General features: G+C 75.1%; 34 protein-coding genes. 23 read left to right on the plus strand and 11 right to left on the minus strand.

The features are described 5' to 3' along the window. The first annotated feature begins 5 nt into the window (after positions 1–5). The 5 genes from ACWIYF_RS03425 to ACWIYF_RS03445 all read left to right on the plus strand — a co-directional run bounded on the left by ACWIYF_RS03425 (position 6) and on the right by ACWIYF_RS03445 (position 3,284). Positions 6–1,022 carry an asparaginase gene (locus ACWIYF_RS03425; RefSeq protein WP_448626715.1) on the plus strand — a complete coding sequence of 339 codons (1,017 nt, stop codon included), beginning with the start codon at positions 6–8 and terminating at the stop codon, positions 1,020–1,022. Positions 1,023–1,110: 88 nt separating this feature from the next. After that, on the plus strand, positions 1,111–1,620 hold the full coding sequence (locus ACWIYF_RS03430; protein WP_448626716.1) for a helix-turn-helix domain-containing protein: 510 nt from the start codon (positions 1,111–1,113) through the stop codon (positions 1,618–1,620). Further along, a complete protein-coding gene (locus ACWIYF_RS03435) occupies positions 1,617–2,375 on the plus strand; it encodes a hypothetical protein (protein ID WP_448626717.1) in 759 nt (252 codons plus the stop codon). Before ACWIYF_RS03430 ends, ACWIYF_RS03435 begins: the two co-directional genes overlap by 4 nt. 130 nt (positions 2,376–2,505) lie before the next feature. Beyond that, entirely contained in the window at positions 2,506–2,814 is a 309-nt protein-coding gene (locus tag ACWIYF_RS03440; protein WP_448626718.1) for a DUF2516 family protein, read from the plus strand. Beyond that, positions 2,811–3,284, plus strand: a complete 474-nt coding sequence (locus ACWIYF_RS03445; RefSeq protein ID WP_448626719.1) for a PaaI family thioesterase — start codon at positions 2,811–2,813, stop codon at positions 3,282–3,284. The genes ACWIYF_RS03440 and ACWIYF_RS03445 overlap by 4 nt, the downstream gene beginning before the upstream one ends. A gap of 61 nt (positions 3,285–3,345) precedes the next feature. Here the strand turns inward: ACWIYF_RS03445 and ACWIYF_RS03450 are convergent, their stop codons facing one another. After that, entirely contained in the window at positions 3,346–3,549 is a 204-nt protein-coding gene (locus tag ACWIYF_RS03450) for a PspC domain-containing protein (RefSeq protein WP_448626720.1), read from the minus strand. Positions 3,550–3,572: 23 nt separating this feature from the next. On the opposite strand from ACWIYF_RS03450, the gene ACWIYF_RS03455 reads away from it, so the two are divergent. Continuing rightward, positions 3,573–4,085 (plus strand): O-acetyl-ADP-ribose deacetylase, encoded by a 513-nt coding sequence (locus tag ACWIYF_RS03455; protein ID WP_448626721.1) that lies wholly within the window; start codon positions 3,573–3,575, stop codon positions 4,083–4,085. Here the strand turns inward: ACWIYF_RS03455 and ACWIYF_RS03460 are convergent. The 3 genes from ACWIYF_RS03460 to ACWIYF_RS03470 all read right to left on the minus strand — a co-directional run bounded on the left by ACWIYF_RS03460 (position 4,075) and on the right by ACWIYF_RS03470 (position 6,694). Further along, positions 4,075–4,935 carry a spermidine synthase gene (locus tag ACWIYF_RS03460; RefSeq protein ID WP_448626722.1) on the minus strand — a complete coding sequence of 287 codons (861 nt, stop codon included), beginning with the start codon at positions 4,933–4,935 and terminating at the stop codon, positions 4,075–4,077. The two genes, ACWIYF_RS03455 and ACWIYF_RS03460, sit on opposite strands and share 11 nt — an antisense overlap. A 4-nt stretch (positions 4,936–4,939) precedes the next feature. After that, positions 4,940–5,707, minus strand: a complete 768-nt coding sequence (locus ACWIYF_RS03465) for a maleylpyruvate isomerase family mycothiol-dependent enzyme (RefSeq protein ID WP_448626723.1) — start codon at positions 5,705–5,707, stop codon at positions 4,940–4,942. 132 nt (positions 5,708–5,839) lie between these two features. Next, positions 5,840–6,694 carry a class I SAM-dependent methyltransferase gene (locus ACWIYF_RS03470; RefSeq protein WP_448626724.1) on the minus strand — a complete coding sequence of 285 codons (855 nt, stop codon included), beginning with the start codon at positions 6,692–6,694 and terminating at the stop codon, positions 5,840–5,842. A gap of 34 nt (positions 6,695–6,728) precedes the next feature. Here ACWIYF_RS03470 and ACWIYF_RS03475 point away from each other — a divergent pair, with 34 nt between their 5' ends. After that, positions 6,729–7,739 (plus strand): UDP-N-acetylmuramate dehydrogenase, encoded by a 1,011-nt coding sequence (locus ACWIYF_RS03475; RefSeq protein WP_448626725.1) that lies wholly within the window; start codon positions 6,729–6,731, stop codon positions 7,737–7,739. A gap of 60 nt (positions 7,740–7,799) precedes the next feature. Here ACWIYF_RS03475 and ACWIYF_RS03480 read toward each other — a convergent pair whose 3' ends face one another. Continuing rightward, entirely contained in the window at positions 7,800–8,585 is a 786-nt protein-coding gene (locus ACWIYF_RS03480; RefSeq protein ID WP_448626726.1) for an SDR family oxidoreductase, read from the minus strand. 100 nt (positions 8,586–8,685) lie between these two features. Here ACWIYF_RS03480 and mshA point away from each other — a divergent pair, with 100 nt between their 5' ends. Genes mshA through ACWIYF_RS03495 form a run of 3 tightly spaced genes read left to right on the plus strand, consistent with a single transcriptional unit; the run spans position 8,686 to position 12,127 of the window. Continuing rightward, positions 8,686–10,020, plus strand: coding sequence for a D-inositol-3-phosphate glycosyltransferase (gene mshA / locus ACWIYF_RS03485; RefSeq protein WP_448626727.1), 1,335 nt, complete (start codon positions 8,686–8,688; stop codon positions 10,018–10,020). Beyond that, positions 10,017–10,559, plus strand: coding sequence for a YbjN domain-containing protein (locus ACWIYF_RS03490; protein WP_448626728.1), 543 nt, complete (start codon positions 10,017–10,019; stop codon positions 10,557–10,559). Before mshA ends, ACWIYF_RS03490 begins: the two co-directional genes overlap by 4 nt. Beyond that, on the plus strand, positions 10,556–12,127 hold the full coding sequence (locus ACWIYF_RS03495; RefSeq protein WP_448626729.1) for an MFS transporter: 1,572 nt from the start codon (positions 10,556–10,558) through the stop codon (positions 12,125–12,127). Before ACWIYF_RS03490 ends, ACWIYF_RS03495 begins: the two co-directional genes overlap by 4 nt. A 10-nt stretch (positions 12,128–12,137) precedes the next feature. On the opposite strand, the gene ACWIYF_RS03500 is transcribed toward ACWIYF_RS03495, so the two are convergent. Beyond that, positions 12,138–12,896, minus strand: a complete 759-nt coding sequence (locus ACWIYF_RS03500; RefSeq protein ID WP_448626730.1) for a methyltransferase — start codon at positions 12,894–12,896, stop codon at positions 12,138–12,140. A 60-nt stretch (positions 12,897–12,956) separates the two neighbouring features. Here ACWIYF_RS03500 and ACWIYF_RS03505 point away from each other — a divergent pair, with 60 nt between their 5' ends. Together ACWIYF_RS03505 and ACWIYF_RS03510 are read left to right on the plus strand one after the other, a co-directional pair. Continuing rightward, on the plus strand, positions 12,957–13,256 hold the full coding sequence (locus ACWIYF_RS03505; protein WP_448626731.1) for a hypothetical protein: 300 nt from the start codon (positions 12,957–12,959) through the stop codon (positions 13,254–13,256). 34 nt (positions 13,257–13,290) lie between these two features. Next, on the plus strand, positions 13,291–14,058 hold the full coding sequence (locus ACWIYF_RS03510) for a phosphoglyceromutase (RefSeq protein ID WP_448626732.1): 768 nt from the start codon (positions 13,291–13,293) through the stop codon (positions 14,056–14,058). Positions 14,059–14,151: 93 nt separating this feature from the next. Here the strand turns inward: ACWIYF_RS03510 and phoU are convergent, their stop codons facing one another. Continuing rightward, positions 14,152–14,811, minus strand: coding sequence for a phosphate signaling complex protein PhoU (phoU, locus tag ACWIYF_RS03515; protein ID WP_448626733.1), 660 nt, complete (start codon positions 14,809–14,811; stop codon positions 14,152–14,154). Between the two features lie 198 nt (positions 14,812–15,009). Between phoU and ACWIYF_RS03520 the strand changes: the two genes are divergently transcribed. Continuing rightward, positions 15,010–16,200, plus strand: a complete 1,191-nt coding sequence (locus ACWIYF_RS03520) for a sensor histidine kinase (RefSeq protein ID WP_448626734.1) — start codon at positions 15,010–15,012, stop codon at positions 16,198–16,200. Then, positions 16,197–16,877: a winged helix-turn-helix domain-containing protein gene (locus tag ACWIYF_RS03525; RefSeq protein ID WP_448626735.1), complete on the plus strand. Its 681-nt coding sequence runs from the start codon at positions 16,197–16,199 to the stop codon at positions 16,875–16,877. Before ACWIYF_RS03520 ends, ACWIYF_RS03525 begins: the two co-directional genes overlap by 4 nt. A gap of 31 nt (positions 16,878–16,908) precedes the next feature. Here ACWIYF_RS03525 and ACWIYF_RS03530 read toward each other — a convergent pair whose 3' ends face one another. Beyond that, positions 16,909–17,118 carry a DUF3072 domain-containing protein gene (locus ACWIYF_RS03530; RefSeq protein WP_448626736.1) on the minus strand — a complete coding sequence of 70 codons (210 nt, stop codon included), beginning with the start codon at positions 17,116–17,118 and terminating at the stop codon, positions 16,909–16,911. A gap of 10 nt (positions 17,119–17,128) precedes the next feature. Continuing rightward, a complete protein-coding gene (locus ACWIYF_RS03535; protein WP_448626737.1) occupies positions 17,129–17,320 on the minus strand; it encodes a hypothetical protein in 192 nt (63 codons plus the stop codon). Positions 17,321–17,401: 81 nt separating this feature from the next. On the opposite strand from ACWIYF_RS03535, the gene ACWIYF_RS03540 reads away from it, so the two are divergent. Next, positions 17,402–18,475 (plus strand): helix-turn-helix domain-containing protein, encoded by a 1,074-nt coding sequence (locus ACWIYF_RS03540; RefSeq protein WP_448626738.1) that lies wholly within the window; start codon positions 17,402–17,404, stop codon positions 18,473–18,475. Here the strand turns inward: ACWIYF_RS03540 and ACWIYF_RS03545 are convergent. Then, a complete protein-coding gene (locus ACWIYF_RS03545) occupies positions 18,368–19,180 on the minus strand; it encodes a hypothetical protein (RefSeq protein ID WP_448626739.1) in 813 nt (270 codons plus the stop codon). The two genes, ACWIYF_RS03540 and ACWIYF_RS03545, sit on opposite strands and share 108 nt — an antisense overlap. 32 nt (positions 19,181–19,212) lie before the next feature. Between ACWIYF_RS03545 and ACWIYF_RS03550 the strand changes: the two genes are divergently transcribed. The 3 genes from ACWIYF_RS03550 to ACWIYF_RS03560 are packed head-to-tail and all read left to right on the plus strand — an operon-like array spanning position 19,213 to position 21,647. Next, positions 19,213–19,581 (plus strand): iron chaperone, encoded by a 369-nt coding sequence (locus ACWIYF_RS03550; protein WP_448626740.1) that lies wholly within the window; start codon positions 19,213–19,215, stop codon positions 19,579–19,581. 45 nt (positions 19,582–19,626) lie between these two features. Next, a complete protein-coding gene (locus tag ACWIYF_RS03555) occupies positions 19,627–20,571 on the plus strand; it encodes a Ppx/GppA phosphatase family protein (protein ID WP_448626741.1) in 945 nt (314 codons plus the stop codon). Then, positions 20,571–21,647, plus strand: coding sequence for a hypothetical protein (locus ACWIYF_RS03560; protein ID WP_448626742.1), 1,077 nt, complete (start codon positions 20,571–20,573; stop codon positions 21,645–21,647). The genes ACWIYF_RS03555 and ACWIYF_RS03560 overlap by 1 nt, the downstream gene beginning before the upstream one ends. Positions 21,648–21,721: 74 nt before the next feature. On the opposite strand, the gene ACWIYF_RS03565 is transcribed toward ACWIYF_RS03560, so the two are convergent. Beyond that, entirely contained in the window at positions 21,722–22,288 is a 567-nt protein-coding gene (locus ACWIYF_RS03565; protein WP_448626743.1) for a type 1 glutamine amidotransferase domain-containing protein, read from the minus strand. Positions 22,289–22,350: 62 nt separating this feature from the next. Between ACWIYF_RS03565 and ACWIYF_RS03570 the strand changes: the two genes are divergently transcribed. The 5 genes from ACWIYF_RS03570 to ACWIYF_RS03590 all read left to right on the plus strand — a co-directional run bounded on the left by ACWIYF_RS03570 (position 22,351) and on the right by ACWIYF_RS03590 (position 26,054). Next, complete coding sequence (locus ACWIYF_RS03570; protein ID WP_448626744.1) at positions 22,351–23,091, plus strand: hypothetical protein; 741 nt, start codon at positions 22,351–22,353, stop codon at positions 23,089–23,091. Continuing rightward, on the plus strand, positions 23,088–23,915 hold the full coding sequence (gene proC, locus ACWIYF_RS03575) for a pyrroline-5-carboxylate reductase (RefSeq protein WP_448626745.1): 828 nt from the start codon (positions 23,088–23,090) through the stop codon (positions 23,913–23,915). The genes ACWIYF_RS03570 and proC overlap by 4 nt, the downstream gene beginning before the upstream one ends. A gap of 342 nt (positions 23,916–24,257) precedes the next feature. Then, a complete protein-coding gene (locus ACWIYF_RS03580) occupies positions 24,258–24,521 on the plus strand; it encodes a helix-turn-helix domain-containing protein (protein ID WP_448626746.1) in 264 nt (87 codons plus the stop codon). Positions 24,522–24,838: 317 nt separating this feature from the next. Further along, positions 24,839–24,937: a 30S ribosomal protein bS22 gene (locus ACWIYF_RS03585; protein ID WP_012854759.1), complete on the plus strand. Its 99-nt coding sequence runs from the start codon at positions 24,839–24,841 to the stop codon at positions 24,935–24,937. Between the two features lie 10 nt (positions 24,938–24,947). Further along, positions 24,948–26,054: an NAD-dependent epimerase/dehydratase family protein gene (locus tag ACWIYF_RS03590; protein ID WP_448626747.1), complete on the plus strand. Its 1,107-nt coding sequence runs from the start codon at positions 24,948–24,950 to the stop codon at positions 26,052–26,054. Positions 26,055–26,057: the final 3 nt, after the last annotated feature.

Genomic DNA, 26,057 nt, shown 5'->3' on the forward strand with positions numbered 1-26,057 from the left:
CCCCCGTGCCCCCCACACGGCTCGCAAGCTCGCCGCGCGGGTCCCTGCACGGGGGCCGGGAATGGCCGGACAACCCGGTGCTGGTGGAGGTCTGGCGGTCGGGCTTCCTCGAGTCGGTGCACCGCGGGGCGATGGTCGTGCTCGACCCCGCCGGGGCGGTGCTGGCCGCCGCGGGGGCGGTCGACCGGCCGATCCTGCCGCGCTCGTCGAACAAGCCCGTGCAGGCGACCGCGCTGCTGGCCTCCGGCTGGTCACCGCGCTCGGCGGAGGAGCTGGCCATCGGTGCCGGCTCGCACTCCGGGGAGGACGGCCACCGCGAGCTGGTCGCCGGGATGCTGGCCGCCGCCGGGCTCGGGCCCGACGCCCTGGGCTGCCCGCCGGCGCTGCCTTCGCACGAGCCGACCCGCGCCGCCTGGGTGGCGGAGGGCCGGGCGCCCGAGCGGCTGGCGATGAACTGCTCCGGCAAGCACGCGGCGATGCTGTCGGCGTGCGTGGCGGCCGGCTGGCCGACCGAGGGCTACCTCGAGCGCGACCACCCGCTGCAGCTGGCCGTCGAGGCGCGGCTGGCGGAGACGGCGGAGGAGCCGGTCGCCGCCGTCGTCGTCGACGGGTGCGGCGCACCGCAGCACGCGCTGACCCTGACCGGGCTGGCCCGCGGCGTGCTCTCCCTGGTGGAGGCGGCGCCGGGCAGCCGGGAACGGTCGGTGGCGGACGCGATGCGGGCCCACCCCTGGTACGTCGCCGGCACCGGCCGCGAGGACACCGACCTGATGGGCGCGGTCCCGGGGCTGCTGGTCAAGGGCGGCGCCGACGGTGTGCACGTCGCCGCGCTGCCGGGCCGCGGCGCGGTCGCGCTCAAGCTCGACGACGGCGGCGACCGCGGCCGCACGCCCGCGCTCGCGGCCGGCCTGCGCCGGCTCGGGGTGCGCACCGACCGGCTCGCGCCGTGGTTGCTGACGCCGGTCAACGGCGGCGACGGAGTGGTCGGCGAGGTGCGCGCCGCGCCGTCCGTAATCCCCTGAGCTGCGCTTTCGGGTGTGAATAGAGTCACTCCACCCTGCTAGCTGCCCCGCTTGCAACTGCTAGCACCCTGCGCCTAGTGTGACTGGTGTGCAGAAGCCCACGGAGTTCGTGCGGGAGCAGGTGACGACGGTCCGCGAGAAGGTGGACCGGGTTGCCGGCTCCGTTGCGGAGACCGTCGCCGCGGCCCCGTCCGCGTCGCAGGTGGGTGAGTTCATCCGCGAACAGCGCAGCGCCGCCCGTGTGTCGTTGCGCGAACTGGCCCGCACCGCCGGGGTCAGCAACCCGTACCTGTCCCAGGTCGAGCGGGGCCTGCGCAAGCCGTCGGCGGAGATCCTCGCGGCGATCGCCAAGGGACTGAAGATCTCGGCCGAGTCGCTCTACGAGCAGGCCGGGATCCTCGATCGGCGGCCCGGCAATCCGGACACCGTGGCGGCCATCCGCTCGGACACCGCGCTGTCGGAGCGGCACAAGGCGGTCCTGCTCGAGCTCTACGAGACCTATGTCCGCGAGCACGCGGCCGGCCCCCAGGACTCTTCCCGCCCCGCACACGTTTCCCCCGGGGCCACGCGCCCCCGGACCGACAAGGAGTCGGCATGACCCCCACCCAGACCGTGAAGCAGTACGGCGAGACCGCCGTCAAGCTCTACAAGACCCAGCTGCTGGCCACCATCGGCGCCGGTGACCTCGCCGTCGAGCGGGCCAAGACCGTCGTCGGGTCGCTCCGCTCGCGCGCCGAGGCGCTGCCGGGCGAGGCCAAGGTCCAGGCCGACCTCGGCGTCAAGGAGGCCCGCACCCGGGCCACCGAGGCCGCCGGCCAGGCCCGCGCCGCCGCCCAGCAGTTCCGCACCTCGATCCGGCCCGACGCGGTGCGCACCACCGTCGCCGGCCTCGTGGAGACCGCCCGCACCCAGGCCGTCACCACCGTCGAGTCGCTCGCCGAGCGCGGCGCCCACGTCGTCGACGAGCTGCGCCAGCAGCCCGGGTTCCGCCGTGTCGTGCGTCGCGCCGAGCGCGCCGTCGACACCGTCGAGGACAAGCTCGAGGACGTCCTCGAGGACACCGCCGAGGCCGTCCAGGACGCCTCCAACGAGGTGACCTCGATCGCGCAGAAGACCGCCGCGAAGGCCGCCAAGGTGGCCGACAAGGCCGAGCAGGCGACCGCCGAGGTCGCCGAGTCCGCCAAGGACAAGGTCGAGGCCGTCGCCGAGGAGCCGGCCAAGCCGGCCAAGCGGGCGCCGAGCAAGACCACGGCCGCGCGCAAGAGCACGCCGGCCAAGGCGTCCGCGCGGGTCACCCGCGCCCGGACCGCCAAGCCGGCCGACCCGACCGCCGTCCCGGCCAAGAAGGCCTGACGCCGGATCGTCCCCCAGGTCCAGGGCCCCGGAGCTGCGCGCAGCGCTCCGGGGCCCTGTGCCGTCCGGGCGCGGTTCGGCGCCCGTCGCAGCTCCGGGAACCCGGGCCGCGGCGGGTACGCTCGTCGCCGTGGGTTTCGACGGGCTGTTCATGACGGGCCTGCACTACGCCGTCTTCGTCCTGGCGGCGTGGGCGTTCGTCGACGCCCTCATCCGACCCGCGACGGGCTACGTCGCCGCCGGCAAGCTGACCAAGCCCGCCTGGGTGGCCATCACCGGCCTGTCGGCGCTGGTCGAGTTCGGCATGACACCGCTGGCCACCTTCCCCGTGCCGCTGGCCGGCTTCCTGTGGCTGCCGGCCGTCGTCGCGGCCATCGTCTACCTGGTCGACGTCCGGCCCGCGCTGCGCGGTCTGCGCCGGGGCAACAGCAGCTGGTGACCGGCGGGCTGCCGGACCTGCCCGCTCTCGATCCCGCCCGCGAGGCGCGGATCCGCGCGAGTTTCGCGGCCCAGGCCATGCTCGCCACCCTGGGCGCGACGGTCGCCGACGTCGGCCCGGGGCGGGTGGTGCTGGAGATGCCGAGCGACCCCCGCTTCGGTCAGCAGCACGGCTTCACCCATGCCGGGGCGATCACCACGCTGGTCGACACCGCGTGCGGCTACGCCGCCTTCTCGCTCATGGCGGCGGACCGCGAGGTGCTCACCGTCGACTTCTCCGCGAACTTCCTGGCTCCGGCGGTGGGGCAGGCCTTCCGCGCCACCGGCACCGTGCTGCGGGCCGGCCGGACGCTGGTGATCACCCGGGGTGAGGTGCACGCGCTGGCGGAGGGACGCGAACCCCGGCTGATCGCGGCGATGCAGGCGACGATGATGGCGGTGACCCCGCCGTCGGCCGAGCCCGGGGCCTGAAGGACCCCCTTCCCCCCACCCCTCGCACGCTCGGGGCGGGACCCTGAAGGGGGCCGTTCCATCAAGCTCTCGTGTCCGGTGGGATGACGATCCACAGCACGATGTAGGCGATGAACTGCGGGCCGGGCAGGATGCACGAGAGCACGAACGCCAGGCGCAGGGCGCCGGGGGACATGCCGTAGCGGCGGGCGATGCCGGCGCAGACGCCGCCGAGCACCTTGTTGCGGGTGTCGCGGGTCAGCCGACGGGACACGGGCGCGGACATGACCCCGACCCTACGGTTCCGGCATGGAGTTGCGGGCGGTTCCCGGCGATCTCACCGAGGCCGACGTCGACGTCGTGGTGAACGCCGCCAACCCCGGCCTGCTCGGCGGCGGCGGGGTCGACGGCGCCATCCACGCGGCCGGCGGGCCGGCGATCCTGGCCGAGTGCCGCGCCCTCAAGGAGCGCCTGCCCGGCGGCCGGCTGCCCCGCGGCGAGGCGGTGGCGACGACGGCGGGGCGGCTGCCGGCGCGGTGGGTGGTGCACACCGCCGGACCGATCTGGTCGGCGACCCAGGACCGGTCGGCGGTGCTGCGCTCCTGCTACACCTCGAGCCTGCGCGTCGCCGACGGCCTGGGCGCCCGCACGGTGGCCTTTCCGGCGATCTCCGCGGGCGTCTACGGCTGGCCGCTGGACGACGCCGCCCGGCAGGCGGTGGCCGCCGTGCGGTCGGCCTCGGTCGACCACGTGACCGAGGTGCGGTTCGTGCTGTCCTCCGCCGGGGCGCTCGCCGCGTTCGAGGCGGCGCTCAGCGGCTGAACACCTCGGGCGGCGGCTCGGGGGAGGGCTGCGCCTCGGCATCGGGGATCGGGCGGGCGTCGCCGGCGAAGGCGTCGAGATCCGCACCCTCGACGACGCGCGACGGCATCGGATCGCCCGCGCAGCGCCGGACCAGCGCGGCGATCGGCAGCGGGGCGTCGGACGCGACGGCCACCAGGTTGCCGAACCGCCGTCCGCGCAGGGTGCCGGGCTCGGCGAGCAGGCAGACGTGCGTGAAGACGCTGCGCAGGGTGGCGGCCTGGGCGCGGGCGTAGGCCAGCGGCGGGCCGTCGGCCACGTTGGCGGTCAGGACGCCGCCGGGCCGCAGCACGCGGTGCGCCTCCCGGGCGTACTCCACCGTCGTGAGGTGCGCGGGCGTGCGGGCGCCGGCGAAGACGTCGCTGACGACGACGTCGGCGCTCGCGGTGTGCATCGCGGCCAGCGCCGCCCGCGCGTCGGCGCCGCGGACCCGCACGCGGGCGTTGCGCGGCAGCGGCAGGTGCGCGCGGACCAGCTCGGTGAGCGGCTCGTCCAGCTCGGCCACCCGCTGCCGCGACCCGGGCCGGGTCACCGCGACGTAGCGCGCGAGGGTGAGCGCGCCGCCGCCCAGGTGGACGACGTCGAGCGGGCGGCCCTCCTCGGCGGCGAGGTCTAGGACGTGGCCCATCCGGCGGACGTACTCGAACTCCAGGTGGGTGGGGTCGGCGAGGTCCACGTGCGACTGCGGCGTGCCGTTGACCAGCAGCATCCAGGAGCCGTCGCGGTCGGCGTCCCCGAGCAGCTCGGCGGTGCCGCCGAGCACCGGCGTGGGCCCCGGCGGGAGGGGGTCGTCCCTCCTGCGTCGCGCCATGCCGTCAGCGGCCGCGCAGCAGCGCCTCGGCCGCTGCGTCGCCTTCGACGCGGACCTCGGCCGGGCGGCCCCACAGGTGCAGCAGCAGCTCGGTGCCGGCGCCCGACAGCCGCGCGCCGGCCGCCCCGGAGTGCTCCGTCGCGAGCTGGACGGCCCCGTGGGTCACCCGGACCTCCCACTGCCGGCCGGTGTCGGTGTCGGTCACCGCGACGACCGCCTCGGCCGACACCAGCGGCTCGGTGTGCGCCCACCGTGGGACGACGATCCCCAGCAGCTCGTCGACGCCGTCCTCGGCCAGCTCGGGGTCGAGCGGGGCGTGCGGCACGCCGGCGGCGGCCTCCAGGTCCATCCGGTGGACGGCGAGCTCGTGCGCCTGCCGCCGCGCCCAGGAGGCCGCGACCTTGGGGGCCGCCGGGCTCATGTGCCAGGCGGGGGACCCCGGCGGCACGGTCCGCAGCGCCCGGACCAGCTCGGTGTGCCCGGCCGCGTACCAGTCGAGCAGGTCGCCGTCCGGCGGCTCGACCGCGCGCGGTGGGCCCTCGGTCGTGCCGGCGCGCACGATCGCGGTGGCCCAGCGGTGCACGGCGCCCAGGTGGCCGACCAGGTCGCGGGCGGACCAGGCCGGCACCCAGGGCACGCGGGTGTCGAGCCCGCCGTCGGCGGGGGTGAGGCCGGCCGCGAGCTCCGCGGCGAGCACGCCGAACCGCTCGCCCTCCTCGACGACGGCCTCGATGCACCGCTGGCGGAGGCGTTCGCCGGCGAGGGAGGTCACCGCCCCATCGTGCCGGAGCGGGTGCCCGGTCCACGCGGGTGGTCCGCCCCCGACGTGGGCGAACGTCCCTGTCGACGATCTTCCAGCTGCCCGTGCCCGCTGGGCGCACGGGCCTGCCCGCGGCGAGGCGGATCAGGGCGCGACGGCCGACCAGCGCACGGTCACCTCGCCCTGCTTCCACCGGCGGCTCGAGCCGACGAACGGCCAGCCCTGCTCGGCCATCGCCTCGACGGCCGCCGCCCACCGCTGGCGCGGGCCGAACGTCGAGAGCCCGGCCGCGGCGGCCCAGGCCGCGTCGAAGGCGCGCAGGAAGGTGTGCACCGGCCGGCCCGGGACGTTGTGGTGGATCAGCGCCTTGGGCAGCCGCTCGGCCAGGTCGGACGGCTTGCTCAGGTGGCCGACGCGGGCGGACAGGGTCAGCGTCAGGGGCCCGTCGGCATCGAGGGCCACCCACGCCGCCCGCCGTCCCCACTCGTCGCAGGTGCCCTCCACGAGAACCCCGCCGGGGCCGAGCGCGGCGCGCATCGTGTCCCACGCGCGGGCCGCGGACTCCTCGTCGTACTGGCGCAGCACGTTGAACGCGCGCACCAGCACCGGCGCCAGCCCGGCGAGCTCGAAGCCGCCCACGCGGAAGTCCACCCGCGGCGGGTCGCGGTCGGCGGCGACGGCGGCCACCCGCTCGGGGTCGATCTCGAGGCCGACGACCTCCAGGCCGGTCACCTCTGGGGCCAGCCGCTCGGCGAGCTCCAGGGTCGTGACGGCGGAGGAGCCGTAGCCGAGGTCGACGACCAGCGGCCGGGCGGCGTCCCGCAGCCGGGGGACCTGGGTCGCGAGCAGCCAGCGGTCGACGCGGCGGAGGCGGTTGGCGTTGGTGGTGCCGCGGGTCGGCAGGCCCAGCGCGCGGGCCCGGCCGGCGGCCAGCCGGGGCGCCTTCTTCCGCGGCGGCAGGGTGGCCCGCTGCTTGTGGTCCCCGCCCGAGCCGTTCACCGGTCCGGAGGGTAGTCGCGGTTAGCGTGGGGGCGTGCAGGTCCGACACGACGCCCGGCTCGCCGATCTCACCACCCTCGCGGTGGGCGGCCCGATCGAGCGGCTCGTGGAGGTCACCGACGCCGCCGAGCTCGTCGCCGCCGTCCGCGAGGCCGACGAGGCCGGCACGCCGCTGCTCGTCCTCGGTGGCGGTTCGAACGTGGTCGCCCCCGACGAGGGCTGGCCCGGGGACGTCGTCCTGGTGCGCAGCCGCGGCGTCGCCCGCACCGGCGACTCGCTCGTGGTGCAGGCCGGCGAGGACTGGGACGCCCTCGTCGCGCGCACCGTCGAGGAGGGGCTGGCCGGCGTGGAGGCGCTCTCCGGCATCCCCGGATCCACCGGCGCGACGCCGGTGCAGAACGTCGGCGCCTACGGCCAGGAGGTCGCGCAGACGATCACCGCGGTCCGCGTCTGGGACCGCGCGGAGAAGAACGAGCGCACCCTGACACCGGCCGAGTGCGGGTTCGCCTACCGCGACAGCCGGCTCAAGCGCGATCCCGGCCGGTTCGTCGTCCTCGACGTCACGTTGGCGCTGCACCCGGGCGAGCTGTCGGCGCCGGTCGGCTACGCGGAGCTGGCCCGGGCGCTGGGCGTCGAGCTGGGGGAGCGGGCCCCGCTGGCCGACGTCCGCGCGGCGGTGCTGGCGCTGCGGCGCGGCAAGGGGATGGTGCTCGACCCCGCCGATCCGGACAGCCGCAGCGCCGGGTCGTTCTTCACCAACCCGATCGTGCCTGCCGAGCGGGCCGTCGAGGGAGCCCCGAGCTGGCCCGCCGGCGACGGGCTGGTCAAGCTCAGCGCGGCCTGGCTCGTCCAGTCCGCCGGCTTCGGCCGCGGCACGCGGGACGGGCACGTCGGGACGTCGTCCCGCCACAGCCTCGCGCTCACCACCGAGGACGGCGCCACCGCCGCCGAGCTGCTCGCCTTCGCCGACCGCATCGTGACCGCCGTCCGCGAGCAGTTCGGGGTCACCCTCGAGCGCGAGCCCACCGCCGTCCGGGCGCTTTAGCCCCGGCCCCCTCCCGGGCCCCGCCCCGAGCTTGCGAGGGGTGGGGAGGAGGGGGTCCTTCTACTGCTCCCGGGCGACCTTGTGCTGGGCGGCCTGCGCGATCGGCCGCACGACCATCAGGTCGACGTTCACGTGGTGCGGGCGGGTGACCGTCCAGGCGATGCAGTCGGCGATGTCCTCGGCGACCAACGGCTCGCGCACCCCGCGGTAGACGGCGTCCGCCTTCTCCTGCGAGCCCAGCCGGTTGCGGGAGAACTCGTCGGTGCGCACCATCCCGGGCGCGATCTCGATCACCCGCACCGGCTCGCCGACCAGTTCGAGCCGCAGCGTCTCGGCCAGCGTGTGAACGCCGTGCTTGGCGGCCGTGTAGGAGGCGCCGCCCTCGTAACTGGTCAGGCCGGCGGTGGAGCCGACGAACACCACGTCGCCGGCGCCCGAGGCCCGCAGCGCCGGCAGCAGCGCCTTGGTCATCCGCACCGTGCCCAGCACGTTGACGTCGTAGGCCCGCTGCCAGGAGTCCAGGTCCGCCTCGGCCACCGGCGCGGCGTCCCAGGCGCCGCCGGCGTTGTTGACCAGGACGTCGACCCGGTCCAGCGCCGCGCAGAACGCCTCGACCGACGCGGGGTCGGTCACGTCCAGCGGCGCCGCCCGCCCGCCGATCCGCCCGGCCAGCTCGGTCAGCCGGTCGGTCCGCCGCGCTCCCAGGACGACGTCGAAGCCCTCGGCCGCGAGGCGCTCGGCGGTGGCGGCGCCGATCCCGCTGGAGGCACCCGTGACGACGGCGACGCGGCCGGTGCTCGGGAGCGGGACGTAGGCACCTGGTCGGGGGATTGAGGGACCGGACATGTGGTCATCCTGACGTTGTTGCAGGATGGAGAGTCGGCAGGGGTGCGTTGAGCCCCCTGTGCAACCAGCATTCGGACACAGCTCGGGCGGGAGGTCTCGCGTGCCCGCTCGCCGCTTCCGCCGGTCGGGGCCGCCCCGGCGGGTGGCCACCCTCTCGGTGCACACCAGCCCCCTCGACCAGCCGGGTGCCGGCGACGCCGGGGGCATGAACGTCTACATCGTCGAGGTTTCCCGCCGGCTGGCCGCCCGCGGTATCGAGGTCGACGTGTTCACCCGCGCCACCTCCAGCGAGCTGCCGCCGGTCGTGGAGATGAGCCCGGGCGTGACCGTCCGCCACGTCAGCGCCGGCCCGTTCGAGGGCCTCGGCAAGGAGGAGCTGCCCGGCCAGCTCTGCGCGTTCACCGCCGCGGTGCTGCGCGAGGAGGCCCAGCACGAGCCCGGCTTCTACGACGTCGTCCACTCGCACTACTGGCTCTCCGGCCAGGTCGGCTGGCTGGCCCGCGACCGGTGGAGCGTGCCGCTCATCCACACCGCGCACACGCTGGCCAAGGTGAAGAACGCCGCCCTCGCCGCGGGCGACCACCCCGAGCCCCGCGTCCGCGTGGTCGGCGAGGAGCAGGTGGTCGCCGAGGCCGACCGGCTGGTCGCCAACACCGAGGAGGAGGCGCGCCAGCTGGTCCGGTACTACGGCGCCGACCCGCATCGCACGCTCGTGGTGCCGCCCGGCGTCGACCTCGACCGCTTCTCGCCCGGCGACCGGGTCGCGGCCCGGCGGAGCCTCGGCATCCGCGAGGACGCCGTCGTCCTGCTGTTCGTCGGGCGCATCCAGCCGCTGAAGGCTCCCGACCTGCTGCTGCACGCCGCGGCGCGGATGCTCGCCGACGAACCGGGCCTGCGCGACCGGCTCGAGGTGCACGTGGTGGGCGCCCCGAGCGGCTCCGGTCTCGAGGCGCCGCGCCAGCTCGAGCAGCTGGCCGCGGCCCTGGGCATCGACGACCTGGTCCGCTTCGCCCCGCCCCAGCCGCCGCACCGGCTGGCCGAGCACTACCGCGCCGCCGACGTGGCCGTCGTCCCCAGCCACAACGAGTCCTTCGGGCTGGTCGCCCTGGAGGCCCAGGCCTGCGGCACGCCGGTGGTGGCGGCGGCGGTCGGCGGCCTGCCGACCGCGGTGCGCGACGGGATCTCCGGCGTCCTCGTCGAGGGGCGCGAGCCCGCGGACTACGCCGCCGCGATCCGCAGCGTGCTCGCCCGGCGCCCGTTCCTCGCCGCCGGCGCCCGACGGCACGCCGCGCGCTTCTCCTGGGACCGCACCGCCGAGTCGCTGATCGAGGCCTACACCGCCGCCGCGGGCGAGATGGCCGCCCGCACCGCGGCGGCTCCGGCCCGGACGCTGGCGCCGATCCGGGCGCTGCCCGGCGCCCAGGTCGCGCGATGACGGAGGTCGTGGAGCGGCTGGACGAGGTGATCGGCCGGACGCTGCGCGACAGCGAGCTGGCGCACGAGCACCCGGCCCCCGGCCGCTGGCTGGTCGACCTGCCGGGCACCAAGAAGCTCAAGACCGTGTGCGGGCTGATCGTCGGCGAGCACGCGCTGCGGGTGGAGGCGTTCGTCTGCCGCCAGCCCGACGAGAACCGCGAGCAGCTGTGGACGTTCCTGCTGCAGCACAACGCCCGCATGTACGGCGTCGCGTTCTCCATCGACAGCGTCGGCGACATCTACCTGACCGGCCGGCTGCCGCACGCCGCGGTGACGCCCGAGGAGATCGACCGGATCCTCGGCGCGGTGCTCACGTACGCCGACGACTCGTTCAACACCATGCTGGAGATCGGGTTCGGCACCTCGATCCGGCGGGAGTGGGCGTGGCGGGTCAAGCGCGGGGAGTCGCTGCGCAACCTCGAGGCCTTCGCCGCCTTCGCCGACCCGGACGCCGCCCGGCGCCCGGGTGCCGCCCGGAAGGACGACGCCGGGACGTGACCGCGACGGACCGGGCACGCGCGACCGGCGCCGCCGACGAGGAGCGGCCCGGCTACGCCCGGCGGTGGTGGGTCCTCGCGACCATGACCGTCTGCCTGCTCGTCGTGATCACCGGCAACACCACGCTCAACGTCGCCCTGCCGACGCTGCAGCGGGAGCTCGGCGCGACCCAGGGGGAGCTGCAGTGGGCGGTGGACGCCTACATCGTCGTGTTCGCCGGGCTGCTGTTCTCCTGGGGCGTCGTCGGCGACCGCATCGGCCGCCGGCGGGTGCTGCTCATCGGCCTGACCGTCTTCGCCCTCGGCTCGCTGCTGGCCGCGTTCAGTGGCAGCCCGCTGGAGCTGATCGCCTGGCGGGCGGTGATGGGGGTCGGCGGGGCCGCGGTGCAGCCCACCACCCTCGCCGTGATCACGAACGTGTTCCCACCCGATGAGCGCGGCCGGGCGATCGGCATCTGGGCGGCCACGGCCGGGATCGCGGTCGCCGGCGGTCCGCTGGCCAGCGGTCTGGTCCTCGAGCACTTCTGGTGGGGCGCGATCTTCCTGATCGGCATCCCGGTCTGCCTGCTCGGCGTCGCCGGCACGCTCGCGTTCGTCCCAGAGTCGCGCGACCCGTCGCCCGGACGGCTGGACCTCGGCGGTGTGCTGCTGTCGATCGGCGCGCTCGCCGGGCTGGTCTACGGGATCATCCGCGGCGGCGCCGGAGCGGGCTGGGGCGACCCCGGTGTGCTCGTGCCCCTGGTCGGCGGCGTGGTGCTGCTCGGCCTGTTCGTCTGGCTGCAGCGCCGCTCGAGCCACCCCGCCCTCGACGTCTCCCTGTTCCGCAACCCGGCCTTCTCCGCGGCCGCCGGCGCGCTCGGGCTGAACTTCTTCGCGCTGATGGGCGCGACCTTCTACCTCGTCTACTACCTCCAGGGCGCGCGCGGCTACGGCCCGCTGCAGAGCGGCGCCATGCTGATCCCGGTGGCGGTCGGCATGGCGATCATGGCGCCGCAGAGCTCCCGGCTGGCCCAGCGCTGGGGCCCCAAGGCGGTCTGCGCCGGCGGCTTCGTTCTCATCGGCGCGTCCTTCCTCGGCATCCAGCTGCTCGACCTGGTCTCGCCGGTCTGGTTGCTGATCGTCGTCCTGTCGGTGCAGGGGCTGGGGATGGGCGCGGTCATGGCACCGGCGACCGAGTCGATCATGTCCGTCGTCCCCCGGGAGAAGGCCGGCGCCGGGGCGGCGGTGAACAACTCCGTCCGGCAGGTCGGCGGCGCACTGGGCGTGGCCATCCTCGGCTCGCTGCTCACCGCCGCCTACCGGGCCGATCTCGGCGACCGCGTCACCGGCCTGCCCGCGGGGGTCCGGGACGAGGCCGGGGAGTCGATCGTCGCCACCCTGGCGGCCGTCCGGCGGATCGTCGCGGGGCAGGACGCCGACGCCGCCCGCGCCGCCGGCGCGGTGGTCGACCCCGCCCGCGAGGCGTTCGTGTCGGCCATGCACGTCACCGCCATCGGGACCGCGGCCGCCGCGTTCGTCGCCGTCGTCGTCGTGCTCGTCTGGCTGCCGGGACGACGCAGGGCGACGTGAGCCGCCGGGATCAGCCCGCGGACCCCGGCCACCAGAAGGTCGTCGCCGTCCGGGGCCGGTCGTCGGGGAACCGCGCCATCGCGGCGGCGACCTCCGGCTCCCGGGACACGGGCAGGCACAGCCGCCGCCGGGTGAACGCCAGCACCTCCTCCGGGGCGCCGTCGCGGAACGGGTCCGGTCGCTCCCAGGTCGCCCACTCGGGCGCGATCCCCAGCTCGTCGAGCACCTCGGCGAACAGCGCCGACGTGGGCCCGTCCGGCCGGTCCTGGCCGTGGAAGTGCCGCCACAGCGGCGCCAGCGACGTCCACGGGTGGACGTCGGTCAGCTCCACCACGACCCGCCGCCGGGCGTGCCGGGTCAGGGCGGTCAGGAACGCGTCGACGTCCGGCACGTTGTAGACGACGTTCGCGGCGACGGCGACGTCCGCGGGCGGGACCTCCTCCGCGATGTCGGGCCACCGGCCGCACCAGGTCCGAACCGGGATGTTCCCGGCCGCCGTCCGGTAGAGGGCCAGCATGGCCTCGGACTCGTCCACGGCCAGCAGCTCGGCCGCCCCCGCCGGGATGCTCGCCGCCCCGCCGCCGCAGCCGACGTCCAGCACGCTGCCGGGCAGCCCGCCGCGGACGGCGTCCAGCGTGCTCGCCGACCTCCGACCGGTGCCGAACAACCCGGGCGGGAACCCGTAGGGCGACTCCGGGGCGGCGGCGAGGATGGACGGGTCGATCGCCCAGGCCGCGAGTTCGTCGGCCCAGCGCTGTGCGGCACTCACGGGGGAGATCCTGCCCGGACCGGTACGGATCGCCCCGTCCAGCCGCTAGCGTGGACGCCGATGGACGGCACCACGGCGCAGCAGCGCTTCGTCCGGGCGCTGATGGGCGTCGTCGCCGCCTCCGCGCTCGTGTACCCGATGCTGTTCTGCGCGGTGCAGCTCGTCTTCGCCCAGCTGTTCACCGTCGACGTGGTCGCGGTGGTCGTCTGGCTCTCCGTCGCCATGGTCTGCAGCGTGGGGCTGGTCGCCGCGCTGCGCTGGGGCGCCGCCCGGCGGATCCGCAGCTACTGGCTGCTGCTGGGCCTGGCCCCGCCGGCGGTCTACGAGCTCTGGCTGTTCTGGCCGGCGATCACCGCCTGAGCCGTCGGCCGCCCGATCCGGCAGGATGGCGGCCGTGACTGCGACTTCGCCCGGGCCCGGGACGCTGGTGCTGCTGCGCCACGGCGAGAGCGAGTGGAACAAGGCCAACCTGTTCACCGGGTGGGTCGACGTCCCGCTGTCGGAGAAGGGCCGCGAGGAGGCGGCCCGCGGCGGTGAGCTGCTGGCCGAGACCGGCCTGCTGCCCGACGTCTGCCACACCTCCGTGCTGAAGCGGGCGATCTCCACCGCGGAGCTGGCGCTGGCCGCGGCCGACCGTCAGTGGATCCCCGTGAAGCGCTCCTGGCGGCTCAACGAGCGGCACTACGGCGCGCTGCAGGGCAAGGACAAGGCCGCCACCCTCGCGGAGTTCGGCGAGGAGCAGTTCATGCTGTGGCGCCGCTCCTACGACACCCCGCCGCCGCCGATCGACCCGGCCAGCGAGTACTCCCAGGACGACGACCCGCGGTACGCCTTCCTGCCGCCCGAGGCTCGGCCGAAGACCGAGTGCCTCAAGGACGTCGTCGTCCGGATGCTCCCGTACTGGTACGACGCGATCGTCCCCGACCTGCGCAGCGGGCAGACCGTGCTGATCGCGGCGCACGGCAACAGCCTGCGCGCGCTGGTCAAGCACCTCGACGGCATGGGGGACGACGAGGTCGTCGGGCTGAACATCCCCACCGGCGTCCCGCTGCGCTACGACCTGGACCCGGACCTGCGCCCGGTCAAGCCCGGCGGCGAGTACCTCGACCCGGAAGCCGCGGCCGCGGCCATCGAGGCGGTCAAGAACCAGGGGAAGAAGTAGGAAAGGACGCCGTCCCTCTCACGCCTCGCACGCTCGGGGCGAGCCTCGGGACGGGGCCTCGGGGCGAGCCTCGGGACGGGGCCGCGGAACGGATCAACCGTGATTGGCGTGCATCTCCCGCTCGCCGGTCACGAGAAACACGACGCGGCGGGCCACGCTGACCGCGTGGTCGGCGAAGCGCTCGTAGTAGCGGCCGAGCAGCGTGATGTCGATGGCCGACTCCATGCCGTGCGGCCAGTCCTTGGACAGCAGCTCGCGGAACAGCTGCCGGTGCAGCTGGTCCATGAGGTCGTCGTCGGCCTCCAGGTGCTTGGCGGCCTCGACGTCGAGCTTCGCGATCACGGTCGCGGTCTGGGCGACGAGCCGCTCGGCGACGTGGCCGGCCTCGAGGAAGATCGGCCGCACCTCCGCCGGCACCGCGTGGTCGGGGAACCGCATGCGGGCCAGCTTGGCCACGTGGGCGGCGAGGTCTCCCATGCGCTCGAGGTCGCCGACGATCCGCATCGCGGCGGTGATGGTGCGCAGGTCGGTGGCGACCGGCTGCTGCTGGGCGAGCAGGGTGAAGCAGCGCTGCTCGATGCTCTCCCGCGCCGCGTCGATGTGCTCGTCTCCCTCGATCACGAGATCCGCCAGCGCGACGTCGGCGTCGAGCAGGGAGGTGGTCGCCTTGCTCATCGCCGAACCCACCGCGTTGGCCATCTCGACGAGGCAGTTGTTGATGTCGGCCAGTTCCTCGCGGTAGTGCTCGCGCACGGTCCCCGCCCCTCTCACCGGAGCCCGTGCCCCGGTCGTCGTCGCGCGTTACTCCGGCAGGGTAGGAGGACGTGGGGGTGCCGGAGCGGTCGGCGAGGTGAACGCGCGGCCACACGGGGATGAACAGTCCCCCGAGCAGGGTGACGTCCGACCGGCGGTGCGTCCTCCCGTGCTCACCACCGCCCTAGCATCGAGATCGTGAGTCCGCTGGTCGCGTTCCTGGTCGGCCTCGCCGTCGGCGCCGGCGTGGTCGCGGCCGTGCTGTACCCCCGGTGGCGTTCGGCGCGCGCGGGGCGTCCCGCCGACCCGCCCGCCGCGCCCTCGGAGGCGGCGCTCAGCCGGCGGCTGGTCGATCTCATGGATCCCGCCGTCGTGCTGCTCGACGCCGATGACGTCGTCGTCCTGGCCAATCCCGCCGCCCGCGCGCTCGGCATCGTCCGCGACACCCGGTTGCTGGTGCCCGAGCTGCTCCGGCTGGCCCTGGAGGTCCGCACCGGGGGCAGCCGCCAGCGCGACGTGCGGCTGCCCGGTGGCCTGGTCGGCGGCGGTCCGCGGTTGATGAGCGTGCACGGCGTCCGGCTGGACAGCGGGGCGGCGCCGCCACCCGGTCCGGTGGCGCTCGTGCTGCAGGACGTCACCGAGGTCCGCCGCGGCGAGGCCGTCCGCCGGGACTTCGTCGCCAACGTGGGCCACGAGCTCAAAACGCCGGTCGGCGCGCTCGCGCTGCTCGCCGAGGCCCTGGCCGACGCCGCCGACGACCCCGAGACGGTGCGGCGGTTCGCGGCGCGCGCCGGCCACGAGAGCGAGCGGCTCGGCCGGCTGGTGCGCGAGCTCATCGACCTCTCCCGGCTGCAGGGCGCCGAGCCGCTGCCGGACCTCGAGCCGGTCGGTGTCGACACGGTGCTCGCCGAGGCGGTCGACCGGACGCGCACCGCCGCCAACGCCAAGCGGATCACCATCGCCAGCGGCGGCGAGCGCGGGCTCGTCGTCCGGGGTGTGGAGGCGCAGCTGGCCACGGCGGTGACCAACCTGCTGGCCAACGCCGTCGCCTACAGCCCCGAGGGGACCCGGATCGCCGTCGCGGCGCGGGCCCGGTCCGGTTTCGCCGAGATCGCGGTGACCGACAGCGGCATCGGCATCCCCCGCGCCGACCGCAGCCGGGTCTTCGAGCGCTTCTACCGGGTGGACCAGTCCCGGGCCAGCCGCACCGGCGGCACCGGGCTCGGCCTGGCCATCGTCAAGCACGTCGCCAGCAACCACGGCGGGTCCGTGAGCGTCTGGAGCGAGGAGGGCGTCGGCTCGACATTCACGCTCCGGATCCCCCTGGCGACCGACCAGTCACCGGCGGACGACGTGGTCGCCGCCGACGCCACGAGAGGACGGACATGACGCGGGTGCTGGTGGTCGAGGACGAGGAGTCGTTCTCCGACGCGCTGTCGTACATGCTCAAGCGCGAGGGGTTCGAGACCGCCGTCGCAGCGACCGGGCCGGACGCCCTCACCGAGTTCGACCGCGGCGGCGCGGACGTCGTCCTGCTCGACCTCATGCTGCCGGGGCTGTCGGGCACCGAGGTGTGCCGCCAGCTGCGCAGCCGCAGCAGCGTGCCCATCATCATGCTCACGGCCAAGGACGCCGAGATCGACAAGGTCGTCGGTCTGGAGCTCGGCGCCGACGACTACGTGACCAAGCCGTACTCCGCGCGCGAGCTCGTCGCCCGCATCCGCGCGGTCCTGCGCCGCCGCGGTGAGGCCGACACGCCGGCCGAGGCGGTGCTGGAAGCCGGACCGGTCCGCATGGACGTCGAGCGGCACGTGGTCGCCGTCGACGGGGCCCAGGTCGCGCTGCCGCTCAAGGAGTTCGACCTGCTCGAGCTGCTGATGCGCAACGCGGGCCGGGTGCTGACCCGCATGCAGCTCATCGACCGGGTCTGGGGCTCCGACTACGTCGGTGACACCAAGACCCTCGACGTCCACGTCAAGCGGCTGCGGGCGAAGATCGAGCCGGACCCGGCCAACCCCCGCTACCTGCTGACGGTCCGCGGCCTGGGGTACAAGCTGGAAGCCTGACGCGGGACCGTCGGCCGGTGGGCCGACAGGGTCATCGGCCTCTGCCGGTCTCCTCCTGCAGCTCGTCGATCTTCCGCGAGGCGTCGGCCTTGGTCAGGTCGTCGGGAACGTCCTCGCCGGCCTCCCGGGCGAGGGTCTCCAGGTAGCTCTGCTGCGCGCCGGTGGCGGGCTCGTCGCCGGTCACCCAGTCGGCCGGGTCCTTCTCGGCGGTGCGGTCGGTGTTCGCCTGCGATTCGCTCATGTGTTCGAGTCTAGGCGTCGACGAGCTCGCGCGCCTCCCGACGCTGCTGCTCCCAGCGGCGCCCGGTCCGGTACACGTGCGTGTGGCCGTGGGGGCACTCGACGGTCATGGCGATGTGGGTGGGGTGGTTCGTCACCGCGATGATGTGCCGCTCGGCGACCAGCTCGTCGGTTCCGGTGACGGGGCAACGGATGAGGAACATGAGGAGAGCGTGCTCCCGGTTCCCCTCGCGCACGAGTGGCAGGACTGACCGCTAGCGCATTTTTTCTGCCACACTGTCGGCATGTCCGGTCGCGCCCGTCCCCTGGTGGTCAGCGTCGTCGTCGGCGACGGTCTCGTCGGCAGTATCGGGCTGGGGGTGGCGGCCGAGGTGTTCGGCTACGACCGCCGGCAGATGGGGTTGCCCCGCTTCGACTTCGGGCTGGTCACCGAGGCGCCGGGGGTGGTCCGCACCGACACCGGCATCCCGATCACCGTCGAGCACGGGCTCGACCGGCTGGAGCGCTCCGACATCATCACGATCACCGCGTGGGAGGCGTTCGACCGCGTGCCCTCCCCGCAGCTGCTCGACGCGCTGCGGACGGCGCACGGCCGCGGCGCGATCATCGTCAGCCAGTGCACCGGCGCCTTCGTGCTGGCCGAGGCGGGGCTGCTCGACGGGCTGCGGGCCACGACGCACTGGAAGTGGGCCGGCGAGCTCGCCGAGCGCTTCCCCGCCGTGCAGGTGGACCCGTCGGTGCTCTACGTCGACAACGGCCGGCTGATCACCGGCGCGGGGACCGCCGCCGGCGTGGACGCCCTGCTGCACCTGGTCCGCCGCGAGTGGGGCGCCGCCGCGGCCAACGCGCTGGCCCGCGAGATGGTCGTGCCGCCGCACCGGGACGGCGGTCAGGCCCAGTTCATCGACGAGCCCGTCGCCGCGTGCGAGGACGACCTGCTCGGCGCCGTCCTGGAGTGGGCGGGCAACCATCTGGCCGAGAACATCGACGTCGAGACCATGGCCCGCCGCGCGCTGATGAGCCCGCGCAGCTTCGCCCGCCGGTTCCGGGCCACCACCGGGACGACGCCGCACGCGTGGCTCCTGGGCCGCCGGCTGGCCGCGGCCGAGGCGCTGCTGGAGAACAGCGACGCCCCGGTGGAGGAGATCGCCCGGCTGGTCGGCTTCGGCACCGCGGCCGGCCTCCGCGAGCAGTTCACCCGCCGGCGCGGGGTCTCGCCGCGCGCCTACCGGCAGACCTTCCGCGCCGCGTCAGCCGCCGGGACGGCGCCGGTGCAGCTGGACGAGCACCGGCTCGGGGCTGGCCGGGTGCGGCGCGACGAGGCCGGCGTCGAGTCGCGCCTCGGCCAGCCGGCGTAGCTCGGCGTACGCCGCCCCGCCGATGAGGGCGGTCAGCTCGGCCGCGTAGGTCAGCACCAGCGGCTCGGCCGACACGTGCGCGGCGGGGGAGCCGGTGCACCACCAGTGCAGGTCGTGCCCGCCGGGGCCCCAGCCGCGCCGGTCGAACTCGCCGACCGTCGTCATCAGCACCTTCGTGCCGTCGGGGCGCTCCACGTGCTCCTGCTCCCGGCGCACCGGCAGCTGCCAGCACACGTCCGGCTTCGTGCTGAGCGGGTGCAGGCCGGTGCGCAGCGCCATCCGGTGCAGCGCGCAGCCGGTGCCGCCCGGGTGGCCCGGCCGGTTGAGGAAGACGCACGCGCCGTCCACCACCCGGGTGCGCAGCGAGCGGACGCCGTCGCCGGAGTCGTCGGCGTCGTCCTGCTCGGTCCAGTTGCCCCGGCCCACCGGGGCGAGCTGCCAGTCGTCGTCGGTGAGGTCGGCGACGGCGGCCGTGACCCGCAGCAGGTCGTCCTCCTCGGTGAAGAAGGCGCCGTGGCTGCAGCAGCCGTCGTCCGGCCGGCCTTCCACGACACCCGCGCAGCCGCGGCCGAAGATGCAGGTCCAGGCCGACGTCAGCCAGGTGAGGTCGGCCCGCACCAGGTGCTCGGGATCGGCCGGGTCGGGGAAGGTCACCCACTCGCGCGCGAAGTCGAGCGGCACCTCGGGCGGCGGCTCGTCGGGCACGCCGCCAGCCTAGGCACTGCCATCCTGGGCCCGTGATCGCGCCCAACCCCGACGTCGACACCTACGTGGAGCAGGCCCCCGAGAACCGCCGGGAGGGGTTGCGGCTGCTCCGCGACCTCTGCCGGGAGCACCTGCACGGGTTCACCGAGATCGTGCGCTACCGGATGCCGGGCTACGTCCGCGAGGAGGGCGCCGAGGGTGAGATCGGCTTCGCGGCGCAGAAGCAGTACCTCTCGTTCTACGTGACCCGCACCGACGTCATGGCCGCGCACCGCGACCGCCTGATCGGGCTCGACGTCGGCAAGGGCTGCATCCGGTACCGGCGCACCGACCAGATCGACGTGGCCGTGGTGCGCTCCATCCTCGAGATGACAGCGGCGACGCGGGGTCCCGTCTGCTGATCCGCCGGGTGCGTGTCCGTGACCGGTGGCGGGCAGACTGTGACCATGCGGCTGGGAGTTCTGGACGTCGGGTCGAACACGGTGCACCTGCTCGTGGTCGACGCCCACCCCGGCGCACGCCCGACGCCGATGCACGACGACCGCTCGCTGCTGCGCCTCGCCGAGGAGATCGGTACGGACAACCGGCTGTCCAGGACGGGGGAGAAGGCGCTGGTCCGGTCCGTGCAGAAGGCCTGCGAGCAGGCCGAGAAGCAGGGCTGCGAGGACTTCCTGGCGCTGGTCACCTCGGCGATCCGGGAGGCCGACAACGGCCTGGAGGTCCTCGACCGCGTGCGCCGGCAGACCGGGGTGGACCTGCGGGTGCTCTCCGGCGAGGACGAGGCGCGGCTGACCTTCCTCGCCGTCCGCCGCTGGTTCGGCTGGAGCGCGGGACGGCTGCTGGTGCTCGACATCGGTGGCGGTTCCCTCGAGTTGGCCGCCGGGGTGGACGAGGACCCCGACGTCGCGCTGTCCCTCCCGCTGGGCGCCGGGCGCATGACCCGGCGGTTCCTGCCCGAGGCGCGCACCGGCGGGCGCCCCGACCTCAAGGCGCTGCGGGCTCTCGACGAGCACGCCGCCGAGCTGCTGGAGCCGGCGGCGCGCAAGCTCCGCGGGGCGGGTCCGCCCGACCTGGTCGCCGCCACCAGCAAGACCTTCCGCACCTTGGCGCGGCTCACCGGCGCCGCGCCCTACTCCGCCGGGCTGCAGGTCGACCGCCGCCTGAGCCTGTCGGGGCTGGGTCAGCTGGTCGGCTTCGTCTCCCGGATCGAGTCCGGAGCGCTGGCCGAACTGCCCGGCGTCTCGCCCGACCGGGCGCACCAGATCCCGGCCGGCGCGGTGGTCGCGCAGGCCGCGATGCGCGCCCTCGACGTGCCGACGGTGCGTCTGTGCCCGTGGGCGCTGCGGGAAGGTGTCATCCTTCGTCGGCTCGACTTGTTGGAAGGGGCGTGATGGCCGCACCACGGCAGGACCCCGAGACCGGGGGGCGCTCGCTGGCCGAGATCCTGCGGGAGGCCGGCATCGAGTCCCCGACGCGGGGACGCCGCCGCCGGGACGATGCCGACGACACCGGCATCCGGCAGCGCCGTGCCGCGGCGGAGGGCGAGGCGGACACCGGCGGCATCGGCGGCCGGCCCTACGGACGGCGCGCCAGCGACCTGCACGTCGCGGAGCGGGCCGCGGATCCGGTGACGGCGGCCATCCCCGGCGTGCGCCCGTCGGGCAAGCCCGGCGTCCCCGGCGCCGCCGCGCAGACCGGTGTCGTGGGCGAGCGTCGTCCCGACGAGCGACGGACGCCGGAGCGCCGGGCGGGCGACCAGCGGGCGGGTGGTGACCGCCGGCAGGGCGACCGCCGCCGCGACGACTCGACGGGCCGGGTGGCCGACCGCCGGGTGGACGAGAACCGCTCGACGGGCCGGGTGGCCGACCGCCCGCTGGACAAGGACCGCTCGACGGGCCGGGTGGCCGACCGCCCGCTGGACGACGACCGCTCGACCGGTCGGGTCGGCGACCGGCGGCAGGCCGACCGGCGCCTGGCGGACCGGCGCGCGGACGACCGGCGGCTGGGGGAGCGGCTGCTCGAGAACCGCCGGGCCACCGGGAGCGCCGCGGCCGCCCCGACCGCCGAGGAGCGGCGTCCCGGGGGCGTGCCCGCGCCGGCGGCGTCGCGCGAGGACAACCCGTCCACCGGGCCGATCCCGGTCGTCGCCGACGACCTCGAGGCCGAGGACCTCGACAGCACGCCCAAGGAGAGCGCGCTCGCCTGGCTGCGCTTCGCCGGCGAGCTGGTCATCGCCCTGGCCGCCGGTGTCGGGATCTTCTTCCTGTTCACCGTGATCTGGGAGATGGTCCCGCACCTCGCCGTCGTGGTGGCCCCGCTGGCGGTCACCGGGCTGGTGGCCGGCGTCGGCGCCTACCGCCACAAGATGGCGCGCGAGCCGGTGGGGCCGAAGCTGCTCGCCGTCCTGGTCTTCGCCGGCACGCTGCTGACGGTCGCGCCGGCCGCCAGCCTGATCGCCACCGGTTAGGCGATCACACCGGCCTGACTGCGCGCCAGTCCGCTCCTCGCTCATTCCTCGCTGCGATGCTCCCGGCGCTGTCCTCAGGCGTCGACGCTCTCCCCCGCCGGCTGACCCGCGAACTCCTCCACGATCGCGGCGCAGAACGCGTCGAGGTCGTCGGGCTTGCGGCTGGTGATCAGGTTGCCGTCGACGACGACCTCCTCGTCGACCCAGTTCGCGCCGGCGTTGCGCAGGTCGGTCTGCAGCGACGGCCACGAGGTCATCCGGCGTCCCCGGACGACGTCGGCCTCGGCGAGCACCCACGGGGCGTGGCAGATCGCCGCCACCGGCTTGCCGGCGTCGAAGAAGGACTTCACGAACGCCACCGCGTCGGCGTCGGCCCGGATGAAGTCGCCGTTGATCACGCCGCCCGGCAGGACCAGCGCCGCGTAGTCGTCGGGGTCGGCGTCGCCGAGCGTGGCGTCGACCTTCTTCGTGTCGGCCTTGTCGATGTGGTCGTAGGCGGTGATCGAGCCGGCCTCCAGGGAGACCAGCTCCGGCTCGGCGCCGGCGTCCTCGAGCGCCTGCCACGGCCGGTCGAGCTCGACCTGCTCGACGCCGTCGGTCGCCAGGACGGCGACCTTCATCCCCTCAAGTTCTCCAGCCATGCGGGCGCCGCTACCCCGGCCCCCGAACGGGCACACACGCCCTGAGCACTACGGTTCCGGTCGTGCGCGTGCTGAGCAGACCCGAGGTGCACCGCCTGCTGGGCCGCTCCCTCCCGGGCCGCTTCGTGGCCGGCCCGGCGATCGACGACGCCCTCCGGGTCGCCGGCGAGCTGGTCGCCTCGGGCCGCCGGGTGGCCCTCGAGCACACCGCCGCCGACCCCGGGGACGACGAGGCCGAGCTCGCCGCGCTGATCGGGCGGGTGCACGCCGCCGGGCTGGCGCCGGACTGCGACCTGACCCTCGCCGTCGGCCGGCTGGGCGCCGCGCGGGCCGGTGCGCTCGCCGGGACGGCCACCGGAGCCGGGCTCGGCGTGGCCCTGGACGGCCCGGCCGCCGACGTCGACCGGCTGGCCGCGGTCTGGCCGGGCGCCGCCGTCGTCGTGGCGGCCCGCGAGCCGGGGGCGGAGGAGCGCTGCCGGGCGTTCGCCGGCCGGCGGGTGCGGCTGACCGACGGGCGCGGCACCACGGCCGACCTGGCCTTCGTGCGCTGCCTGAACGTCCTGATGGCCGGCACCGGCCACCCCGGCGTGGCCACCACCGACCCCCGCCTGATCGCCATCGCCGGAGAGCGAGCGGCGTGGAACGAACGCACCGCCGACACCTGGGAGCACGTCATGCCGTGTGGAGTACGCACCGACGAGCAGCGGCGGCTGGTGGCCGCCGGCTACCGGGTGCGGGTGACGGTGCCGTCCGGCCCGGGCGCCCTCGCCGCCGTCGCGCGCCGCCTGGTGGGCCGGGCATGAGCGGCGGGCTGGCCATCATCGGCGGCGGGAAGATCGGTGAGGCGCTGCTGTCGGGGCTGATCCGGCGCGGCGGCGCCGAGGGCATCGTCGTGTGCGAGCGCAGTCCGGAGCGGGCCGCCGAGCTGGAGCAGCGCTACGGCGTGCCGGCGGTCGACCTGGCCGAGGCCGCCCGCCGCGCCCGCGCGCTGCTGGTCGCCGTCAAGCCGCAGGACATCGGCACGCTGCTGGACCGGCTGTCCGGGCACGTGGACGCCGCGCGGCACCTCGTCGTCTCCGTGGCCGCCGGCGTGCCGACGGCGAGGATCGAGGCGGCCCTGCCCGCCGGCACACCGGTGGTCCGGGTCATGCCGAACACGCCGGCGCTGGTCGACGAGGGCATGAGCGTGCTCTCCGCGGGCTCCCACGCGGAGGAGGCCCACCTCGACGAGGCCGAGGCGCTGCTGGCGGCCGTGGGGCGGGTGCGCCGGGTGCCCGAGGCCCAGCAGGACGCGGTGACGGCGCTGTCCGGCAGCGGGCCGGCCTACTTCTTCTACCTGGTCGAGGCGATGATCGACGCCGGGATCCTGCTCGGCCTGCCCCGGGCCATGGCCGCCGACCTGATCGTCCAGACCGCCCTGGGCGCCGCGGTGATGCTGCGTGACTCCGGCGAGCACCCGGTCCAGCTCCGCGAGGCCGTCACCAGCCCCGGTGGGACGACGATCGCCGCGATCCGGGAGCTGGAGCGCCACGGCGTCCGCGCCGCGCTCATCGCCGCCATCGAGGCCGCGCACGCCCGCTCGGTGGAGCTGGGGCGCGAGAGCGGCGAGGGGACGTCGGGCCGGTAGCAACGGTCACCTGCGGCAGAACCTGATCAACAGGGAGTCACACGAACCTCTCAGGTCGCTGCGACACGCCTGACATCATGTCGACAGACCGACATAGGTAGAAATCTGCCGAGGACCGAGCGTTCTCCCTGTCCGTTTCTTGTCTCGCATCCGTCACGGTTGTCCCCCTACTCTCTGTGTCAGCGCGTGCGTGCCGCGTAGTCGGTGGGGAAGCCGGCTCGACGACACGCGCTAGGTCCGGAGACGAAGAACATGACCATGCCCCAGCGCCACCACGCTGCTTCCGCCGCTCAGTTCGCCGCTCGCCCGGGTGTCCCGGGTCCGCGTCCGATCGGCCGCCCGATGGCCGCCGCCGTCGCCCGCCCGGTGCCCGCCGCCCACCCGGCCGCCATGCCCGTCGGCCGCCCCCACGTCCCGGCCCCGCGTGCGGCCGTGGCCTTCCTGACCGTCGCCGAGGTCGCCGCCATGATGCGGGTCTCGAAGATGACCGTGTACCGCCTCGTGCACGCCGGCGAGCTCTCCGCCGTCCGCGTCGGCCGGTCCTTCCGCGTGCCGGAGCGCGCCGTCCAGGACTACCTGCGCGACGCCTACACCGACATCGCCTGAGAAAGGACCCCGTCCTCCTCACCCCTCGCGCGCTCGGGGTGAGCCTCTGGACGGGGCCGGCCTGAGCCGCTGCGTCCCGCCTGCGCGGATCCCTTCGGGATCCACTCGGCGCGACAGTGCTGTTCCTCCCTTCGGAGTCTCCGGTTCGCCCGCGGCAGCGTCGCCGCGGGACGGCCGGTAAGCTCGGGCGGCCAGCGACGGCCCCACCGCAGCGGAGCTGTCGCGCCAGAGCTGATCACCTCGCGCGGTGCCCGGCGCGGCCATCCGGCCGTCCGCCCGGAGCGCTGTGCGGCGAAACGACGTCGGGAGCACAGGCCATGGGTTCGGTCATCAAGAAGCGGCGCAAGCGGATGGCGAAGAAGAAGCACCGCAAGCTGCTGAAGAAGACCCGCGTCCAGCGACGCAACAAGAAGTGAGCTGACGCTCGTGCCGCCCGCGGTCGTCCTCGTCACCGGTGTCAGCCGGTGGCTGGGGGGTGCCCTCGCGGCCGAGCTCGCCTCCGACCCGTCGATCGAACGGGTCATCGGCGTGGACACCGTCCCGCCCTCGCCCGACATGCTCCGCCGGCTCGGCCGCACCGAGTTCGTGCGCGCCGACATCCGCAATCCGCTGATCGGCAAGGTCATCGCGAACGGGTCGGTGGACACCGTCGTGCACATGAACATCAGCTCCACACCCGCCGGTGCCGGCGGGCGGGGGCCGATGAAGGAGCTCAACGTCATCGGGACGATGCAGCTCCTGGCCGCCTGCCAGCGGGCGGCGTCCGTGCGGCGGTTCGTGCTCAAGTCGACCAGCGCCGTCTACGGCGCCTCGTCCCGCGACCCCGCCGTCTTCACCGAGAAGATGCAGGCCCGGCGCGTGCCGTCGGGCGGTTTCGCGCGCGACAGCGTCGACATCGAGGGCTACGTGCGGTCCTTCGCCCGTCGCCGTCCGGACGTCGACGTCGCGATGCTGCGGTTCACCAACTTCATCGGCCCGCGCATCGACTCGCTGCTCACCGGCTTCTTCCGGATGCCGCTGGTGCCGACGGCGCTGGGCTACGACGCCCGCGTGCAACTGCTGCACGAGGACGACGCGCTCGCCGTCCTGACCCGGGCGACGACCGGCGACTTCACCGGCACGGTGAACGTCGGCGGGGAGGGCACCCTGCTGCTCTCGCAGTGCATCCGGCGGCTCGGCCGCGTCCAGGTGCCGATCCCGTCGCCCGCGCTCGGTTCGGTCGGCCGGCTCTCCCGCCGGTTCGGCTTCGTCGACTACTCCCCGGAACAGATGCGCTTCCTCAACTTCGGCCGGGTGGTCGACACGACGGTGCTGCGGACCGAGTTCGGCTACACGCCCCGGTACTCGACGGCGGCCGCGCTGGACGACTACGCCACCACGGTGCCCCCGGTGATCCCGCCCGACCTGGTCGGCGCGGCCAGCGACCGGCTGCGCGGTGTGGTCGAGCGGGTCGGCGACGGCGCCGCGGCGGTGGGGAACCGGCTGCGTCCCGCACCTCCGGCGCCCGGCCTGCGGGCGGTGCGCGATGCCTGAGGC

This window comes from Geodermatophilus sp. URMC 64, assembly GCF_053502555.1.

What these genes read in the sequence shown, in the direction of transcription:
- ACWIYF_RS03435 (WP_448626717.1), top strand. Translation starts at nt 1,617, where the DNA reads ATGACCCCCACCCAGACCGTGAAGCAGTACGGCGAGACCGCCGTCAAG.
- ACWIYF_RS03450 (WP_448626720.1), bottom strand. Translation starts at nt 3,549, where the DNA reads ATGTCCGCGCCCGTGTCCCGTCGGCTGACCCGCGACACCCGCAACAAG.
- ACWIYF_RS03455 (WP_448626721.1), top strand. Translation starts at nt 3,573, where the DNA reads ATGGAGTTGCGGGCGGTTCCCGGCGATCTCACCGAGGCCGACGTCGAC.
- ACWIYF_RS03460 (WP_448626722.1), bottom strand. Translation starts at nt 4,935, where the DNA reads ATGGCGCGACGCAGGAGGGACGACCCCCTCCCGCCGGGGCCCACGCCG.
- ACWIYF_RS03480 (WP_448626726.1), bottom strand. Translation starts at nt 8,585, where the DNA reads ATGTCCGGTCCCTCAATCCCCCGACCAGGTGCCTACGTCCCGCTCCCG.
- ACWIYF_RS03490 (WP_448626728.1), top strand. Translation starts at nt 10,017, where the DNA reads ATGACGGAGGTCGTGGAGCGGCTGGACGAGGTGATCGGCCGGACGCTG.
- ACWIYF_RS03505 (WP_448626731.1), top strand. Translation starts at nt 12,957, where the DNA reads ATGGACGGCACCACGGCGCAGCAGCGCTTCGTCCGGGCGCTGATGGGC.
- ACWIYF_RS03525 (WP_448626735.1), top strand. Translation starts at nt 16,197, where the DNA reads ATGACGCGGGTGCTGGTGGTCGAGGACGAGGAGTCGTTCTCCGACGCG.
- ACWIYF_RS03530 (WP_448626736.1), bottom strand. Translation starts at nt 17,118, where the DNA reads ATGAGCGAATCGCAGGCGAACACCGACCGCACCGCCGAGAAGGACCCG.
- ACWIYF_RS03535 (WP_448626737.1), bottom strand. Translation starts at nt 17,320, where the DNA reads ATGTTCCTCATCCGTTGCCCCGTCACCGGAACCGACGAGCTGGTCGCC.
- ACWIYF_RS03540 (WP_448626738.1), top strand. Translation starts at nt 17,402, where the DNA reads ATGTCCGGTCGCGCCCGTCCCCTGGTGGTCAGCGTCGTCGTCGGCGAC.
- ACWIYF_RS03555 (WP_448626741.1), top strand. Translation starts at nt 19,627, where the DNA reads ATGCGGCTGGGAGTTCTGGACGTCGGGTCGAACACGGTGCACCTGCTC.
- ACWIYF_RS03560 (WP_448626742.1), top strand. Translation starts at nt 20,571, where the DNA reads ATGGCCGCACCACGGCAGGACCCCGAGACCGGGGGGCGCTCGCTGGCC.
- ACWIYF_RS03565 (WP_448626743.1), bottom strand. Translation starts at nt 22,288, where the DNA reads ATGGCTGGAGAACTTGAGGGGATGAAGGTCGCCGTCCTGGCGACCGAC.
- proC (WP_448626745.1), top strand. Translation starts at nt 23,088, where the DNA reads ATGAGCGGCGGGCTGGCCATCATCGGCGGCGGGAAGATCGGTGAGGCG.
- ACWIYF_RS03580 (WP_448626746.1), top strand. Translation starts at nt 24,258, where the DNA reads ATGGCCGCCGCCGTCGCCCGCCCGGTGCCCGCCGCCCACCCGGCCGCC.
- ACWIYF_RS03585 (WP_012854759.1), top strand. Translation starts at nt 24,839, where the DNA reads ATGGGTTCGGTCATCAAGAAGCGGCGCAAGCGGATGGCGAAGAAGAAG.